This window comes from Rhodococcus sp. C26F, assembly GCF_053345925.1.
Map to the genome: position 1 here is coordinate 37,565 of NZ_JBKFBA010000007.1, position 16,514 is coordinate 54,078.

A 16,514-nucleotide genomic window follows, 5' to 3' on the forward strand; every position below is an offset into this window, starting at 1 on the left:
TGGGTCGGGCGGCCGAGGGGTCAGGCGGCGTAGGCGGCGATCACGTCGGCGTGCTCGATGCACGAGGTCGCGCCCTCGGCGACGCAGGTGAGCGGCCGCTCGGCGGTCTTCACCGGCAGGCCGAAGGCCTCCTCGAGCAGTTGCGGCACGCCACGCAGCATCGATCCGCCGCCGATCGCCAGAATGCCTTCGGCCATCACGTCGCTGATCGCGCGCGGCGGCAGGTCGTCCAGGCAGCTCGACAGCGTCTGCACGATGCTCGTCGTGGTGGGCCGAACCGCATCCATGATCTCCTCGGTCTCGAGCGTCACCAGACGCGCGCGGCCGGTCGCGGCGTCGCGACCCTCGACCACGAGCGACCGTTCGTCGGCGGTCTCGGGCGCACCCACCTTGGCGCGCTCGGCGGTGAGTTCGCCGACGATGATCTGGTGTTCCGCGCGGAGATACCGGAGGATCGCGCTCGTCAGGTCGTCCCCGGCGATGCGGCAGCTGCGGTGCGACAGGACACCGCCGTAGCAGAGAGCGGTGACTTCCGAAGTGCCACCGCCGATGTCGACGACGAGATGGGTTCGGGGCTCGAGCGGGTCGATCCCGCAACCGATGGCACCGGCGACCGGCTCGGGAATCAACCCGACCTTCCGCAGGCCGGCCTCGTGTCCGACCTCGAGCAGCGCACGACGCTCGAGCGGCGTGGCCCCGGCGGGAGCTGCGATGACGCCCACGGGCCGGATGCCGTAGCGGCGGCGCGGGGCGAGCTGGGCGAGCACGGCCGTGACGAATGTCCGTGCCGTTTCGAGATCGACGATCACCCCGTCGCGTATCGGGTGGACGGGGGTGATCCCACCGGGTGTGCGGTCGACGAGGTCGCTCGCCTCCTTGCCGATCGCGAGCGCGCGGCGCGGTTCCTTCGTCCGAACCATCATCAGTGACGGTTCGTTGAGGACTATGCCCTCGTCGGGCGTTCCGACGACGGTGTTGGCTGTTCCGAGATCGATACCGAATCCACGCACGTCGGCCTCCGAGAGGATCCCAGCGAAATTTTCCGGATGGTGTCCAGCGGCATCGTGATGATGTCGTGTACCGCTCAGGTTACCGCCGCCGAATTCCCTTACGCGCGTTGTTCACCGGAATGATATGGCGCGTTGTGCCGCTGAGTGCCCCACTCGTCTCGGATGACCGGATCAGGCGGGATCGAGTTGCAGCACAACCTCGACGCGACCGCGTTCGTCGCGTGTCGCGACGGCGTGGCCGGTGCGTCCCTTGTCGTCGAGTTGGATGCTCATGGGAGCACCGGCGCCGAGAAAGTTGCGCCACCAGGACTTCTCGTCGGGCATCGCGACGCCGATCGTCACGGAGTCGCCCGAACGTCGGTAACTGATCGGCAACGTGATCTTCCTGCCGGATTTTCGACCCGTGTACGTGATCGGTGCGACATAGTTACGGATCCGGTTACCGATGACGGGTAGACCGGCGGCTCCCATGACCATGGAGTTGAAGGGACCTGCGAGACGGAACAGTGAACCGGCAATTGTCATGTCTACCTCCCGCAGACACGGTACGGGAAGGCGTAACCGTCCGACATCGGTTCGACTTCGGCCGGCCCACGACGATCTTCGCGCAGTGGGCCGGTGCGCACGTCGACGAGTTCCGCTGAGGTCTACTCCTCTGCCGGCCTCTACCCCTCTTCGGAAGCAGTGCTGGGAGGAGCCGGTATCACCGCGGTCGTCAGGGTGATGCGCATTCGGTCGTCACCGGTATCCGTGCGATACGGGGCGAGGATGTCGGCGAGCCTGCTCTGGATCTCCGCGAGATCGTCGGTCGTGACATAGAGCGGGGTGGTCCCGAAACCCAGATAGTCCCGCAGGCTCCGATCGTCGTCCCCGATGAACTTGTCGAAGCTCTCGCCGAGCGCACCCAGGAAGGTGACGAAGGCATTGCGCAGTTCGGCGTCGCTCATCGCCGCGAGGTCGTCGTGGCCGACGTGTGCCATGCGGTCACCGAGCGCGAGGGTGCGTTCTACGGTTCCACGCACGCGACGTTCGTCGACGACGGTGACGATCTCGGCGTCGATCAATGCTGCGACGTGCCGGTAGAGCGTGGCCTGGGTGACGTCGGGTAGTGCCGACCGGAGTTCGCTCGTGGTCAGCTGCCGTCCTCCGAGTTGCTGCACGATCCGCAGTCGAACCGGATGCAGCACGACTTCCGCGATCGGGGACGTCTTCGCCATCGGTACCTACCCATCATTGTTATCACCGTGATAATGTTCTCAGTGCTGTAGCCAGTTTACCGTCGACGGAAGGTCCGACGTCATGGCCGAAACGACATACGACAACGCAACCCTCCACCTGTCCTTCTCTCGGTGGGAAGCCTTCATGGTCCGCCGATCCGCGATGGAGGTGCCGATCTCGGCGATCACCGGCGTGGAGGTCCTTCCGGGATGGACGTCCGAGATCCTCGGCATCAGATCGGGCATGGTGATCTCCGGCTTCTTGAAGGTGGGCACCTTCCGGCACCCGCGCGGCATCAAGCGCCTGGTCGCCATGAAGCGAGGTCATCCGGTGCTGCGTGTCGCGCTGGGTGGCCCGGGCGTCGAGTTCGGCGAACTTCTCCTGAGCTCTCCGGAGGCGTACACCCTCGCGGACGCCCTGCGCTCGGCCGGGGTCCGATGAGCGGCGGCCTCAGTCGGTGAGTTCCGCGAACAGGGCCCGCGCCGCCTCCACGGTCGCGTTCTCGTCGCCGGCGATCACGGCGGCGACCAGAGCGGTGTGTTCCGGTTCGAAGCCGAGACCGGTGACGCGGACGTGCCGGTCGATGGTCCGCCGGATCGGCGGGAGCAGCGAGTCGTAGAACTCGAGGTACACCGCGTTGTGGCTGGCCTCGACGATGCCGCGGTGCAAGGCGACGTCGGCGGCCACCGCGGCGTCGGTGTCGGATCCGGCGAACAGCCGGTTGCGTTCGGCGAGCAACTGCTCGAGCCGGGCCACGTCGTCGGGGGTGCGTCGTCGCGCGGCCAGGACGGCGGCGGTGACGTCGAGTGCCTGCCGCAGTTCGAGGACGTCGCGTTCGTGGGCGGTGGCGAAGTATTTGCCGAGGGTGCCGGTGACGTCGGAGGTCGCAATGACATAGGTGCCCGAGCCCTGCCGGCGTTCGAGCATGCCGGTATGGACGAGTGCCTGCACGGCCTCGCGGACGGTGTTGCGTCCCGTGCCGGTGAACTCGCACAGCTGCGGTTCGGTGGGGACCTTCTCGCCCACCTTCCAGCGACCGCTGCAGATCTCACTGCGCAACTGCTCGGTGACCTGCTCGATCAGGTTCGTCCGCTGAACAGGTTTTCCCAAAGTCATCCCATCATCCTATGATTTCCGGTGTGAGTCTTCTGCGTGGCCGGCTGCTGGTGTTCTGTGCGATCGCGATGTCGGCCCTCGTGCTGAGACTTGCGGTCACCTCGTTCAGCCCGCTCGCCGCGCAGATCAGTGAGGAGATCGGCTTCTCGTCCACGGTCGTCGGTGTCTTCGGCATGATCCCGACCGCGATGTTCGCAATCTTCGGACTCGCCACCCCGGCGCTCGGCCGACGATGGGGACTCGAACGCACCGCGCTGATCGCGATGCTCATGGCCGGCGTGGGCATGGCGACCCGCGCGCTCATGACCGACACGTGGTCGCTGCTGCTCCTGTCGGGTCTCGCGCTCGGTGGGATGGGCATCGGCAACGTCGTCATCCCTCCTCTGGTCAAGCGCTACTTCTCCGACACGCTGGCACTCGTCAGCTCGGTATACATCGTCGGCGTGCAGCTGAGCACCATCGTGCCCGCTTTCGTCGCGGTTCCCCTCGCCGACGCCTTCGGCTGGCGCGTCTCGCTCGGGGTGTGGGCGCTCGTCGGATTCGCCGCGGCCGTCCCGTGGGTGTGGGTGCTGCTGCGTCATCGGAATGCCGATACCGGGGAGGTGGCTCCCGTCGACCCGAAGACTGACGGCAGAGTGTGGCGGTCGCCGGTGGGCTGGGGGATGGCCGGCATGTTCGGCATGACCTCGCTCGTCACCTACTCGATGTTCACGTGGATCCCGGACATCCTCGCCGACGCCGGAGCCAGTCCCGCCTTCGGAGGCGCGATGGTGGGACTGTTCGCCCTGCTCGGGTTGGTCTCCGCGTTCGGCGCTCCGTCGCTGTGCGCGCGGATGGAGAATCCGTTCCCCGTGGTCGTGGCGTGCGCGTCGTGCTTCCTCATCGCGTTCGCCGGTCTGTGGATCGCGCCGATGAGCGCGCCCATCTTGTGGATCGTCCTGCTCGGACTCGGGCCGAGCACGTTCCCGATGGCCCTGACGCTCATCAACCTGCGCTCCCGCAGCCATGCCGGATCCGCCGCTCTCTCGGGATTCACCCAGGGCGTCGGCTACACCGTCGCGTGCCTGGGCCCGCTGCTGTTCGGTGTCTTCCACGACCTCACCTCGGGCTGGACGGCCTCGTTCGCCTTCATGACCGTCGCCGTCGCCGTGTTGGTGACCGGCGCCTATCAGGCCTGCAAGCCGCGGGTGGTCGAGGACAGCTGGAACGCTCGCCCGATCTCGGTGGGTTAGACCCCGCTCAGCGGGGCCGGATCCACCGAAATCGTCGTTCGGTCCTGAGCCTTCCGGGAACGTCCCATTGAGCGGGCGCGTCCTTGGATCGTCTCGCCCGGGTCGACAGAGTCGAGGTGATGGGCGTCACGCAACCGCTGTGACCCCATCGATTCCGTCCCTGCGATCCCCAGGAGTGCTGAATGGAGCAGCCTGCGTCGGCCCCCACCGAGGAAACGAACACAGCACGCGACGTACAGAGCCCGCCGTCCGGTGACATCGCGCAACTGCGGAAGGTCACCCTCTCGAGCCTGCTCGGCACCACCATCGAGTACTACGACTTCCTGCTCTACAGCACGATGGCCGCCCTCGTCTTCGGCGACCTGTTCTTCCCGTCGTCGAACTCGGCGGTCTCGACGATCGCCGCCTTCGGAACACTCGCGGCCGGATACGTCGCGCGACCGCTCGGCGGCCTGGTGTTCGGGCACTTCGGCGACCGGCTCGGACGCAAGTCGATGCTCGTCATCACGATGGTGATGATGGGTATCGCCAGCTTCGCGATCGGCATCCTGCCCACCTACGAACAGATCGGCATGCTGGCACCCGTCCTGCTCGTGACGCTGCGTGTCGTGCAGGGCGTCGCTGTCGGTGGCGAGTGGGGTGGCGCGGCACTGATGGTCGCCGAGCACTCCGACGACCGTCGTCGCGGGCTGTGGACCGGGCTCATGCAGCTCGGTTCGCCGATCGGATTCCTGCTGTCGACGTCGGCCGTGATGCTCGCGACCCTGCTCCCGGACGCCTCGTTCGAGTCATGGGGGTGGCGACTCCCGTTCATCGCCAGCGCCGCGCTCCTGGCGATCGGCCTCTACGTGCGCATGAGCGTCGTCGAGAGTCCGGTCTTCGAGCAGGCTGCGGCGAAAGCGGAGGTCGCCGCCGAGGCGAAACCGCCGGTACTGCAACTGCTCCGACGTCCACGCCCGCTCGTTCTCGCGTGTGCGGTGGGTATCGGCCCGTTCGCGATGACCGCGCTGATCACGTCGCACATCATTGCCTACACGACATCGGTGGGATACAGCTCGTCGACCGTCATGCGGATTCTGGTGCTGATGTCGGTCGTCTCGATCGTCGCGATCCCCGGCTTCTCGGCGTTGTCCGACCGTGTAGGACGTCGCGCCGTGAGCCTCACGGGTGCGGCGGTCGCGGTGCTGTATGCCTTCCCGCTGTACATGATGATCAACTCTGGTTCGATCGCGCTGCTCACGGTCGCGTTGCTGTTCGGGCAGGTCGTGCAGTCGGCGATGTACGCGCCGCTCGCACCGATGCTGTCGGAGATGTTCGGCACCGACGTGCGGTACACCGGGGTGTCGTTCGGCTACCAGTTCGCCAGCCTGATCGGCGCCGGCTTCACACCGATGATCGCGGCGAGCCTGCTGGTCGCGTCGGACGGATCCAGTCTCCCGCTGAGCCTCATCCTCGTCGGCACCGCGTGTGTGACGATCCTCGCCGCGTGGATCGCGTCGGAGACCCGGGGCAACAACCTCGCCGCTGCCCAGACCGAACAGAACTGACGTCGATTTCGGTGGGTTCGACCCCGCTGAGCGGGGACGAACCCACCCAAGTCGTATGGCTGCTCTACTGGAAGGAGATACCGAGAGCAGAGGAGGACCTCGATGAGCGACACGAAGCCGAACACCGTCTCCGCGGAGTGGCTGTACGAGCAGTTGGGGGACGAGGACCTCGTCGTCGTCGACGCCACCGTGCACCTGAGCACGCCGCCGGACGGGTCCGTGCACATCGAACCCGGGTTGGCGACCTACCTGGAAGAGCACATTCCCGGCGCGGTCTACGCCGACCTGTTCACGGACTTCTCCGATCACGAAGCACCGCAACCGTTCACCGCGGCGTCGTCGGAACGGTTCGCCACCGCCGCCGGTGCGGTCGGCATCGGTGAGGGACGCCGCGTGGTGCTGTACGACCAGAAGAACGGCATCTGGGCCGCGCGACTGTGGTGGCAGCTGCGGCTCGAAGGCTTCGACGACGCCGCCGTGCTCGACGGCGGACTACCCGCCTGGAAGGCCGCCGGATATCCGGTCTCGGACGAGCAGGTGGTCCCGCACGGTGCGACGTTCACTTCACAGCACAGGCCCGAGCTCGTGCGGTCGACGGAGGAGATCGCGGCGTCGCTCGACGACCCGAACACACTGATCATCAACGCCCTGGATCCCGCGACCTACCGCGGGGAGAGCCCGTCCTACCCGCGACGCGGTCACATCCCGGGCAGCATCAACATCCCCTTCGGTGATCTCGTCGACCCGTCGACCGGACGCTTGAAGCCGGCGGCGGAACTGCGCGAGATCTTCGACAAGGCGGGCGCTCTGAACCCGGACGTCAAGCCGGTGACCTACTGCGGCGGCGGCATCGCGGCCTCCGGACTCGCGCACGCGCTCGCAGCTGCAGGTCGGTCGGACGTTGCGGTGTACGACGGTTCGCTCAACGCGTGGACCGCCGACGAATCCCTGCCGCTCGTGGAGGGCCCCGACCCCCGCTGATTCCCGAAACTTCGGTGTTCTCGACGNNGAAGTCGATTTCACCGTTGCATCATTTAGAGCAAACATGATTTAATCGCTGCCACAAGCGAAAGGCGGCGATGATGATCGCATTTCTGAACTCGACGGCGTTCACTGCACTCGGTACGCCCACCACCTGGGCCGAAGTGTTCGGCTTCGTCAGCGGCGCGTGGTGCGTGTACCTGGTGGGGCGGCAGTCGATCCTCAACTGGCCGATCGGTATCGCCAACAACCTCGTGTGGATCCTGCTCTTCGCGACCGCCGGGCTCTACGCCGATTCCGGACTGCAGGTCGTGTACATCGCGCTCGCCGTGTGGGGGTGGAGCAACTGGGCGCGGGGCAGGGACGAGGATGCCCTGCCGGTGACGGGCACGAACACGACCGAGTGGAGCGTGCTCGCGGTCGTCGGTGTCGCTGCGGTGATCGGGCTGACGGCGTTGCTGGAGGTCGCGACGAACTCGACCGTCGCGTTCTGGGACGCGACCACCACCGTGCTGTCGTTGCTCGCGACGTGGGGGCAGGCGAAGAAACGGTGGGAGTCGTGGCTGCTGTGGATCGCCGCCGACCTGATCTACATCCCGCTCTACCTGCACAAGGGACTGACGCTCACGGCACTGCTGTACGCAGGTTTCCTGCTCCTGTGCATTCGGGGCCTGGTTGCCTGGCGACGCTCCATGGCGGTCGAGCGGCAACTGGTGGAGGTGCAGTGATGTATCGGCACGCACTCGTCATCGGGAAGTTCTATCCACCTCACGTCGGTCACCATCACCTCGTCCGGCGCGCTGCGGAAATCGCCGAACGCGTCACCGTCGTCGTCATGTCCTCTGCAGCAGAGACGATTCCGTTGGGTGACCGCGTGTCGTGGATGCGCGAATCACACGCCGTCGACACGACGGTCACCGTGACGGGAATTCCGTGCGACGCACCGATGGACCTGGAATCGGACACCGTATGGGCCGGGCAGGTCGCCTGTATGAAAGCAGCCGTGCGCACCGTCACCGATGTTCCGGTCGATGCGGTGGTCTCCAGCGAGAAGTACGGTGACGAGCTCGCTCGACGCTTCTCGGCCACGCACGTGTGCGTCGACCCGCTGCGTGTCGCGCATCCCGCCTCCGGCACAGCCTGCCGTAATGATCTCGCCGGGCGCTGGGACGATCTCGACGCACCGGCCCGTGCCGGCCTCACGACCCGCATCGTCGTCCTCGGCTCCGAATCCACGGGCACCACCACCGTGAGCCGAGAACTGGTGCGTCGATTCCGAAATCGCGGTGGTGTGTGGGAACGAACCGGCTGGGTGCCGGAATACGGACGACAGGTCACCTACGACAAGCTCGGCACCGGAGAGGTGAGCGACATAATCTGGGCCGGAGACGATTTCGAGAAAATTGCCGTCGAACAGACGCGACTCGAGGAGCACGCGGCGAGGGAGGGTGCACCGTTGCTCGTCTGCGACACCGACGCGTTCGCAACGACCGTGTGGGAGCGACGCTATCTCGGCAGCAGTGAGCGGGCGTGGCGCGGTGTCCGCGACCGGCGAGCGCTGTACCTGCTCACCGACCACAACGGGGTTCCGTTCGTGCAGGACGGCATCCGGGACGGCGAACACATCCGCGCGCAGATGACGGAGTGGTTCGTCGACGCGCTCACTGCCGCGGGACGCTCCTGGGTGTTGCTCACCGGCAGTCTCGAGGAGCGGGTCGATCTGGCGGAACGGGTGGCGGATCAGGCCTTGCGGCTGGGTTCGCAGTTCGGCGCGCCGCTGTAGCGTCGGAATTCGTCTTCCCCCTCTCACGTTATACCGGATCCTCGGCCCTCATGAGGATCGAAAATTGGGTTCATACTCGCCCACACAGCATTGAAGTCGCAGGTGGGGAGCTGGAATGGGCTACGTACAGAATTTTCGGGAGATCGACCGCACGGCGGTGTCGATCGTGGGTGGCAAGGGAGCGAGCCTGGGGGAGTTGTGGCGCCTCGACGACGTCGACGTGCCCGACGGGTTCTGCGTGACGACGGACGCCTATCGAACGGTGCTCTCCGAGCTACCGCGTGTCGACGACCTGCTCGAGCGACTCGCGAAGGCCGAACCCGACGACATCGCAGCGCTGAGCGCGCAGATCCGCACGGAGATCGAGGAGTGCACGATCCCCGGCGACATCGTGGAGGAGATCGCCGTGCGGGTCCGCGAACTCGGGGAGGGCGTGCCCGTCGCGGTGCGCTCGAGCGCGACCGCCGAGGATCTGCCGACGGCGTCGTTCGCCGGGCAACAGGACAGCTACCTGGACGTCCGGGGCGTCGAAGACGTTCTCCGGCACGTGCGCAGGTGCTGGGCCTCGTTGTTCACCGAGCGCGCCGTCGCCTATCGGGTGAACAACGGCTTCGACCACCGGAAGGTACACATGGCGGTGGTCGTGCAGCGGATGGTGTTCCCGCAGGCCTCGGGTGTTCTGTTCACCGCCGATCCCGTCACCTCGGACCGCACGTCGTCCCGGGTGGATGCGGTCGCCGGGTTGGGTGACGACCTGGTGTCGGGCCTGGTGAACGCCGATGCGTACGTTGTGCGTGCCGGCGAGGTCGTGGACCGGACGCAGCGCCAGGAGGCACCGGTGCTGAGCGACACGCACCTCGTCGATCTCGTCAAGCTGGGCAGACGCATCGAAGCACACTTCGGGCGTCCCCAGGACATCGAATGGTGCTTGGCCGCCGGCGTCTTCCACATCGTGCAGAGCCGCCCGATCACCACGCTGTTCCCCGTCCCGGAGGCCGGCGACGACGACAACCACGTCTACCTCTCCGTCGGTCACCAGCAGATGATGACCGATCCGCTGAAACCGTTGGGAATCTCCATGTGGCAGTTGACCAGCCGTGCGCCCATGCGACACGCGGGTGGGCGGCTGTTCGTCGACGTCACGCCCATGCTGGCCTCACCCACCCAGGGGCCGGGCATCGTCGGGATGATCGGCAGTTCCGACCCGCTCTTCGGCGACGCGCTGCGAACCGTGCTCGATCGAGGATTCGTCCCGATGCGCCCGGACGATTCTGCCGCCGCGCGGGTCGGTCTGCCACCCGCCCCGGACGAGATCGACCCTGCCGTCGTGCCCGAACTCGTGGCGCGCAACGAGGCCGCGATTGCCGAGTCGGCGCGTCTCATCGAGAACGAAACCGATTCGGCGCTAATCGATTTCATCCGCACCGACATTCGCGAGCTGCAGGATTCGCTGTTCGGTAAGGAGGTCGGAGAGGTGCTCGCCGCCGGTATGCAGGCGGCCGAGCGTCTCAATGAGTTGGGGCAGGAATGGTTGGGGGAGAAGAACGTTGCGGACGTCGTCTCTCGATCCGTGCCCTACAACGTCACCTCGGAGATGGGGTTGGCGCTGCTCGACGTCGCCGATGCCGCGCGCCCGTACCCGGATGTCGTAGCGTTCCTGCGCCAGGTCGACGCGGAGGGCTTCGACGACGCACGCTTCCTCGACGCACTCGGCGCGCGTGAGGGCGGACCGCAGGTACGAGCGGCACTCGAGGACTTCCTCGACAGGTACGGCAGGCGATGTGTCGGGGAAATCGACATCACCCGGCCCAGGTGGGGTGAGCGCCCCACGATGCTGGTGCCGATGATCGTGAGCAATCTCGACAACTTCGAACCCGATGCCGCGACACAGCGTTTCGACGAGGGTCGCCGCCAGGCGGAGGAGAAGAAGCGCGAACTCCTAGAACGCGTGCGGGGCCTCCCAGACGGAGAACAGAAGGCTGAGGAGATCGAGAGGCTCGTCGACCGGGTCCGTGCCTTCGCGGGATATCGGGAGTACCCGAAGTACGGCATGATCGGCCGCTACTTCGTCTACAAGCAGGCACTGTTGCGCGAGGCGGAACGTCTCGTCCGAGACGGAGTCGTTGACGACGAGGAGGACATCTTCTTCCTGCGGTTCGACGAACTCGAGGACGTCGTGCGCGCGCCGCGGCCGGTCGGCGACCTCGTTGCGGAGCGGAAGCGGGAGTTCGCATCGTTCGCCACGCTCACGCCGCCTCGGGTGCTGCTGTCGACAGGCGAGACGCTCACCGGCGCGTACTGCCGTGACGGACTGCCCGACGGGGCGCTACCCGGTATCGCGGTGTCCACCGGTGTCGTGGAGGGCCGCGCCCGCGTGGTCACCGACATGGACCGGGCCGATCTCGAACCCGGTGACATCCTGGTCACGGCGTTCACCGACCCCAGCTGGACCCCGGCGTTCGTCACCGTCAGCGCGCTGGTGACGGAGGTCGGCGGCGTGATGACCCACGGCGCGGTCATCGCGCGCGAGTACGGGCTGCCGGCCGTCGTGGGTGTCGAGGACGCGACCCGCATCATCCGCGACGGACAGCGCATCCGCGTGCACGGCACGGAAGGGTACGTCGAGATCCTGTCCTGACCGGCGCCTCGGCAGCGCGACGTGTGAGGATTGTCGTCGTCGTGCAGCGGAGGAGGCCGAGTGAAGAGTGTCGAGGCGGCGGAGAGCAGGACGTTGCCGGTCTACGAGGCCGGTGAGATCGACGTGCCGTTCGTCATCGCGGGCATGGACGAGCTCGTCTCCCGCGAGACCCGCTTCGAGGCGCATTCGCATCCGACGCACGAGTTGCTGTGGAACGACCGGGGTGCGTCCACCGCGACCATCGGTTCGCGCACGTGGACCATCACCCCGACCATGGGACTGTGGATTCCGGCGGGCNTGCTCCACTGGGGCGTCATGCCCGCCGGAACCTGGTATCGCACCGCGCATTTCGGGATCGACTCGGCGCCGTCGTTGTCCGACGGTCCGGTCGCGGTGGAGATGACGCCGCTGCTGCGGCTGCTGCTCGACCGGCTGGCGGACGAGCATCTCGGCGACGGGTCGCGGTCGCTGACCGAACGCATGGTGATCGATGTGCTCGCCCCCGCCGAGAACGAACTGATGGTGCAGGTGCCGTCATCGGCGGTCGTGCGGCCGATCGTCGAAGCGATCGCCGAGGACCCCAGTGATCCGCGGACGCTCTCGGACTGGGCGGCCGAACTGGGGGTGAGCACCCGCACCATCACCCGCACCTTCCGGTCGGAGACCGGCCTGAGCCTCGGGCGCTGGGTCGCGGCGGTGCGTGCCCAGCGCGCGGTGATGCTGCTCGGTCACGGCACCGACGTCGACGACGTCGCCGAACAGGTGGGGTACCGATCGGCGAGCGCGTTCGGTGCGGCCTTCCGCAGGGTCACCGGCACGACGCCCGGGATGTTCCGCGCAGGGTGATGTCCCGATCGCTACAGGGGCTGTCCCGATCGAGCGATTGCGCCGGATCTGGTTCGACATTAGATTTAGGCAAACCTCGCCTAACTGCTCGCGGCAGATAGGGCCGAGCCCCCACCCCGTACGAGAGTGAGTTCTGCCTCCATGCGTTCGAAGCGCTTTCTGACGATCGCCGCCGCATCCGTCGCGGTCGCCCTCGGTCTCACAGCCTGTGGATCCTCCGACTCCTCGGACACCGCCGACTCCGGCTCCGCCGGTTCGGGCGAGTACCCGATCACCATCGAGCACGCGCTCGGCACCGTCACCCTCGACGAGAAGCCCGAGCGCGTCGCCACGGTCAACTGGGCCAACCACGAAGTGCCTCTCGCGCTCGGCGTCGTGCCGGTGGGAATGGCAGCCGCCAACTTCGGCGACGACGACGGCAACGGCATGCTGCCGTGGGTCGAGGAGCGTCTCGAGGAACTCGGCGCCGAGACCCCCGTGCTGTTCGACGAGACCGACGGCATCGACTTCGAGGCCGTGTCCGACACGAACCCCGACGTCATCCTCGCCGCCTACTCCGGTCTGACGCAGGAGGACTACGAGACCCTCAGCGAGATCGCTCCCGTCGTCGCGTACCCGGAGGCGCCCTGGGCCACCTCGTGGCGCGACATGATCGAGCTCAACAGTGCCGGAATGGGCATGGCCGAGGAGGGCAAGGAGCTCGTCGCGAGCCTCGAACAGGAGATCGCCGACGCGGCCGCCGCCCACCCCGAACTCGAGGGCAAGGCGACGATGTTCCTCACCCACGTCGACACCGCCGACCTGAGCCAGGTCAGCTTCTACACCGCCAACGACACCCGCGCCGCCTTCTTCGAGGACCTCGGACTGGCCACCCCGAAGAGCGTCGCGGACGCCTCCACCGACGACGCCTTCTCCAAGAAGGTCAGCGCCGAGCAGGTCGACGTCTTCGACGACGTGCAGATCATCGTCACCTACGGCGACCAGGAACTCGTCGACGCGCTCGAGGCCGACCCGCTGCTGTCGCAGATGCCCGCCGTCCGCAACGGCTCGATCGTCTTCCTCGACGGCTCCGGCCCGCTCGGCACCGCAGCGAACCCGACGCCGCTGGCGATTTCCTGGGTCCTGTCCGACTACGTCCAGCTGCTCTCCGACGCAGCTGCCAAGACGAACGCGGAGTGACCGCACTACACGACGAGTCGATGCCGAGCGCCTCCGAGAAGGGGCGCTCGGCCATCGGCAATTCCGTCTGGCTTCTCGTTCTGCTCGGTGTGCTCGTCCTGTTGGTGATCGCATCGATCACGATCGGTTCGCGCAACGTCGACTGGGCCGACATCGTCGCGGCCCTCGGCGGCGCCACTGACAACATCGGTCAGGGCGCGATCGCCAAACGCATCCCGCGCACGGTGCTCGCGCTGCTGGTCGGCGCGGCGCTCGGTCTCGCCGGTGCCGTGATGCAGGGGGTGACCCGTAATCCCTTGGCGGACCCGGGCATTCTCGGCGTCAACATGGGCGCCTCGCTCGCCGTCGTGATCGGCATGGCGTGGTTCGGACTGTGGACGCAGACCTCGATGATCTGGGTCGCGATCATCGGTGCCGCCGCTGCTGCGGTGTTCGTCTACACGATCGGGTCGCTCGGGCGCGGGGGAGCGACACCCCTCAAACTCGCTCTCGCCGGTGCCGCCACCTCGGCGGCGCTCGCATCGTTCGTCACCGCCGTGATCCTGCCGCGCGGCGACATCGCCGGCAGCGTGCGGTCGTGGCAGATCGGCGGTGTGGGCGGAGCGAACTACGACGCCATCTCCCAGGCGCTGCCGTTCTTCGGCGTCGGCTTCGCCATCTGCCTGCTGTCGGCGCGCAGCCTCAATTCGCTCGCGCTCGGTGACGACATGGCCGCCGGGCTCGGGGAGCGTGTCGCTCTCGTCCGGGGCACCGCCGCGCTCGGTGCGGTGCTGTTGTGCGGGGCGGCGACCGCCATCGCCGGTCCCATCGCATTCGTCGGCCTCGTCGTGCCGCACCTGTGCCGGTTGCTCATCGGCATCGACAACCGATGGCTGCTGCCCTTCTCCGCTCTCGTGGGAGCGGGACTGCTGACCGCCGCCGACGTCGTGGGCCGCATCGTGGCGCGACCCGCCGAGATCGACGTCGGCATCATCACCGCGCTCATCGGAGCGCCCTTCTTCGTGTACATCGTCCGACGGCAGAAACTGCGCGAACTGTGACCGCCACACTCGAGACCATCGACACCGGCATCGACGACCTCGCCGCGAGCCGGATACGGCGCGGACGCCGACGCCGTCTCGTCATCGCCGTGCTCGCAACCCTCGTGGTCGCGGCCTTCGCGGCGAGTCTGATGTTCGGCCGGACGTTCTATCCGCCCGCGGACGTGCTGCGCGTCGTCCTCGGACAGGACGTGGCCGGCGCGAACTTCACGGTCGGCCGCCTGCGGCTTCCCCGCGCGGTCCTCGCGGTGGTCGCCGGCATCTGCTTCGGCCTCGGTGGCATCACCTTCCAGACGATGCTGCGCAATCCGCTCGCGAGCCCCGACATCATCGGCATCAGCTCCGGCGCGAGCGCCGCGGCGGCCTTCGCCATCATCGTGCTCGGTCTCGGTGGTACCGGGGTGTCGGTCTTCGCGATCGTCGCCGGTCTGGCGGTGGCTCTCCTGATCTACGGACTGTCCTATCGCGGCGGGGTGGCGGGCACGCGCCTGATCCTCATCGGCATCGGTATCGCCGCCATGCTCGACAGCGTCACGTCCTACCTCCTGAGCACCGCGGCGACGTGGGATCTGCAGGAGACGATGCGCTGGCTCACCGGCAGCCTCAACGGTGCGACGTGGGGTGCGACGGTGCCCGTCGTCGTCGCCCTCCTGGTGCTCGGGCCCGTGCTGCTCGTGCAGACACGCAACCTGTCGATGGTCCAGCTCGGCGACGACGCGGCGCAGGCACTCGGCGTGCGGGTCGAACGCACACGCGTGTTCGCGATCGTCTCCGCGGTCGGACTCATCGCGTTCGCCACCGCCGCGGCCGGACCCATCGCATTCGTCGCCTTCCTGTCCGGCCCGATCGCCGCGCGGATCGTGGGGCGGGGCACGTCGCTGTTCGTCCCGGCGGCACTCGTCGGGGCGCTGCTCGTGCTGGTCGCGGATTTCGTCGGCCAGTACGCCTTCGGCACGCGCTACCCCGTGGGGGTGGTGACGGGTGCGCTCGGCGCGCCCTATCTCGTCTACCTCATCATTCGCTCCAACCGCGCGGGAGGCTCGCTGTGACCGCAACGCACACCCTGATCGCCGAGAACCTCGAACTCGGCTACGGCAACCGCACCGTCGTCGAGAACCTCGACCTGCAGGTGCCGCCGGGTCGGATCACGTGCATCGTCGGCGCCAATGCGTGCGGGAAATCGACGCTGCTGCGGTCGATGTCGCGGTTGCTGTCGCCGCGCGGCGGGCACGTCCTGCTCGACGGCAAGGACATCCACCGATTGCCCGCCAAGAAACTCGCCCGCACCCTCGGTCTGTTGCCGCAGTCACCGATCGCACCCGAGGGCATCGTCGTCGCCGACCTCGTGGGCCGCGGTCGGCATCCTCATCAACGGGTGCTCTCACGCTGGAGCCGCGAGGACGACGCGGCGGTCGCCGATGCGCTCGCCGCCACCCACACCACCGAACTCGCCGAGCGTTCCGTGGACGAACTGTCGGGCGGTCAGCGGCAGCGCGTGTGGATCGCGATGGTGCTGGCACAACAGACCGACCTTCTGTTGCTCGACGAACCCACCACCTTCCTCGACGTGAGCCACCAGGTGGAGGTCCTCGACCTGCTCACCGACCTCAACCGCGATCGCGGTACGACGATCGTGATGGTCCTGCACGACCTCAACCTCGCCGCGCGGTACGCCGACCACCTCGTCGCGATGGCCGACGGCAGTATCTACGCGTCGGGGGAGCCCTCGGACGTGCTCACCGGGGAGACGGTGAAGGCGGTCTTCGGTCTGGACAGTCGCGTGATCTCCGATCCGGTCTCCGGCAAGCCGCTCGTCCTGCCCGTGGGTCGGCACCACGTCATGTGACCGTCCATCCGCTACAGGAATGGTCATCCGCTACGGAAATTTCTGCAGCCGATGGCAAAAGCGGTAGCGGATGCTCCG

Annotated in this window: 16 protein-coding genes; 12 read left to right on the forward strand and 4 right to left on the reverse strand. The window is 67.3% G+C overall.

Annotation, left to right across the window (positions count from 1 at the left end):
- Positions 1-20 precede the first annotated feature (20 nt).
- From mreB to ACLBYD_RS10780, 3 genes are all read right to left on the reverse strand, one after another.
- Positions 21-1,010 (reverse strand): rod shape-determining protein, encoded by a 990-nt coding sequence (gene mreB / locus ACLBYD_RS10770; protein ID WP_060654410.1) that lies wholly within the window; start codon positions 1,008-1,010, stop codon positions 21-23.
- A 171-nt stretch (positions 1,011-1,181) separates the two neighbouring features.
- Positions 1,182-1,535 (reverse strand): hypothetical protein, encoded by a 354-nt coding sequence (locus ACLBYD_RS10775; RefSeq protein WP_060654408.1) that lies wholly within the window; start codon positions 1,533-1,535, stop codon positions 1,182-1,184.
- 140 nt (positions 1,536-1,675) lie between these two features.
- Positions 1,676-2,227: a helix-turn-helix domain-containing protein gene (locus tag ACLBYD_RS10780; protein ID WP_060654406.1), complete on the reverse strand. Its 552-nt coding sequence runs from the start codon at positions 2,225-2,227 to the stop codon at positions 1,676-1,678.
- An 82-nt stretch (positions 2,228-2,309) separates the two neighbouring features.
- Between ACLBYD_RS10780 and ACLBYD_RS10785 the strand changes: the two genes are divergently transcribed.
- Entirely contained in the window at positions 2,310-2,669 is a 360-nt protein-coding gene (locus tag ACLBYD_RS10785) for a hypothetical protein (RefSeq protein ID WP_060654405.1), read from the forward strand.
- 9 nt (positions 2,670-2,678) lie between these two features.
- On the opposite strand, the gene ACLBYD_RS10790 is transcribed toward ACLBYD_RS10785, so the two are convergent.
- A complete protein-coding gene (locus tag ACLBYD_RS10790) occupies positions 2,679-3,344 on the reverse strand; it encodes a FadR/GntR family transcriptional regulator (protein ID WP_447816431.1) in 666 nt (221 codons plus the stop codon).
- A gap of 11 nt (positions 3,345-3,355) precedes the next feature.
- Between ACLBYD_RS10790 and ACLBYD_RS10795 the strand changes: the two genes are divergently transcribed.
- The 11 genes from ACLBYD_RS10795 (at position 3,356) to ACLBYD_RS10845 (ending at position 16,436) form a co-directional block, all read left to right on the forward strand.
- Positions 3,356-4,576, forward strand: coding sequence for a CynX/NimT family MFS transporter (locus ACLBYD_RS10795; RefSeq protein ID WP_447816432.1), 1,221 nt, complete (start codon positions 3,356-3,358; stop codon positions 4,574-4,576).
- Positions 4,577-4,758: 182 nt separating this feature from the next.
- Positions 4,759-6,123 carry an MFS transporter gene (locus ACLBYD_RS10800; protein ID WP_447816433.1) on the forward strand — a complete coding sequence of 455 codons (1,365 nt, stop codon included), beginning with the start codon at positions 4,759-4,761 and terminating at the stop codon, positions 6,121-6,123.
- Positions 6,124-6,225: 102 nt separating this feature from the next.
- On the forward strand, positions 6,226-7,104 hold the full coding sequence (locus ACLBYD_RS10805) for a sulfurtransferase (protein WP_016692111.1): 879 nt from the start codon (positions 6,226-6,228) through the stop codon (positions 7,102-7,104).
- 98 nt (positions 7,105-7,202) lie between these two features.
- On the forward strand, positions 7,203-7,832 hold the full coding sequence (pnuC, locus tag ACLBYD_RS10810) for a nicotinamide riboside transporter PnuC (protein ID WP_447816434.1): 630 nt from the start codon (positions 7,203-7,205) through the stop codon (positions 7,830-7,832).
- The gene (locus ACLBYD_RS10815; RefSeq protein ID WP_447816435.1) at positions 7,832-8,887 is read left to right on the forward strand and encodes an AAA family ATPase; all 1,056 of its coding nucleotides are present in this window, start codon (positions 7,832-7,834) and stop codon (positions 8,885-8,887) included. The genes pnuC and ACLBYD_RS10815 overlap by 1 nt, the downstream gene beginning before the upstream one ends.
- Positions 8,888-9,002: 115 nt before the next feature.
- Entirely contained in the window at positions 9,003-11,525 is a 2,523-nt protein-coding gene (rph, locus tag ACLBYD_RS10820; protein ID WP_447816436.1) for a rifamycin-inactivating phosphotransferase, read from the forward strand.
- A gap of 60 nt (positions 11,526-11,585) precedes the next feature.
- Entirely contained in the window at positions 11,586-12,371 is a 786-nt protein-coding gene (locus ACLBYD_RS10825; RefSeq protein ID WP_447816437.1) for an AraC family transcriptional regulator, read from the forward strand.
- A 141-nt stretch (positions 12,372-12,512) separates the two neighbouring features.
- Complete coding sequence (locus ACLBYD_RS10830) at positions 12,513-13,550, forward strand: iron-siderophore ABC transporter substrate-binding protein (RefSeq protein WP_016692106.1); 1,038 nt, start codon at positions 12,513-12,515, stop codon at positions 13,548-13,550.
- Between the two features lie 20 nt (positions 13,551-13,570).
- A complete protein-coding gene (locus ACLBYD_RS10835; protein ID WP_428689086.1) occupies positions 13,571-14,590 on the forward strand; it encodes a FecCD family ABC transporter permease in 1,020 nt (339 codons plus the stop codon).
- Positions 14,587-15,639 (forward strand): FecCD family ABC transporter permease, encoded by a 1,053-nt coding sequence (locus ACLBYD_RS10840; RefSeq protein ID WP_447816438.1) that lies wholly within the window; start codon positions 14,587-14,589, stop codon positions 15,637-15,639. Before ACLBYD_RS10835 ends, ACLBYD_RS10840 begins: the two co-directional genes overlap by 4 nt.
- On the forward strand, positions 15,636-16,436 hold the full coding sequence (locus tag ACLBYD_RS10845) for an ABC transporter ATP-binding protein (RefSeq protein WP_447816439.1): 801 nt from the start codon (positions 15,636-15,638) through the stop codon (positions 16,434-16,436). Before ACLBYD_RS10840 ends, ACLBYD_RS10845 begins: the two co-directional genes overlap by 4 nt.
- Positions 16,437-16,514: the final 78 nt, after the last annotated feature.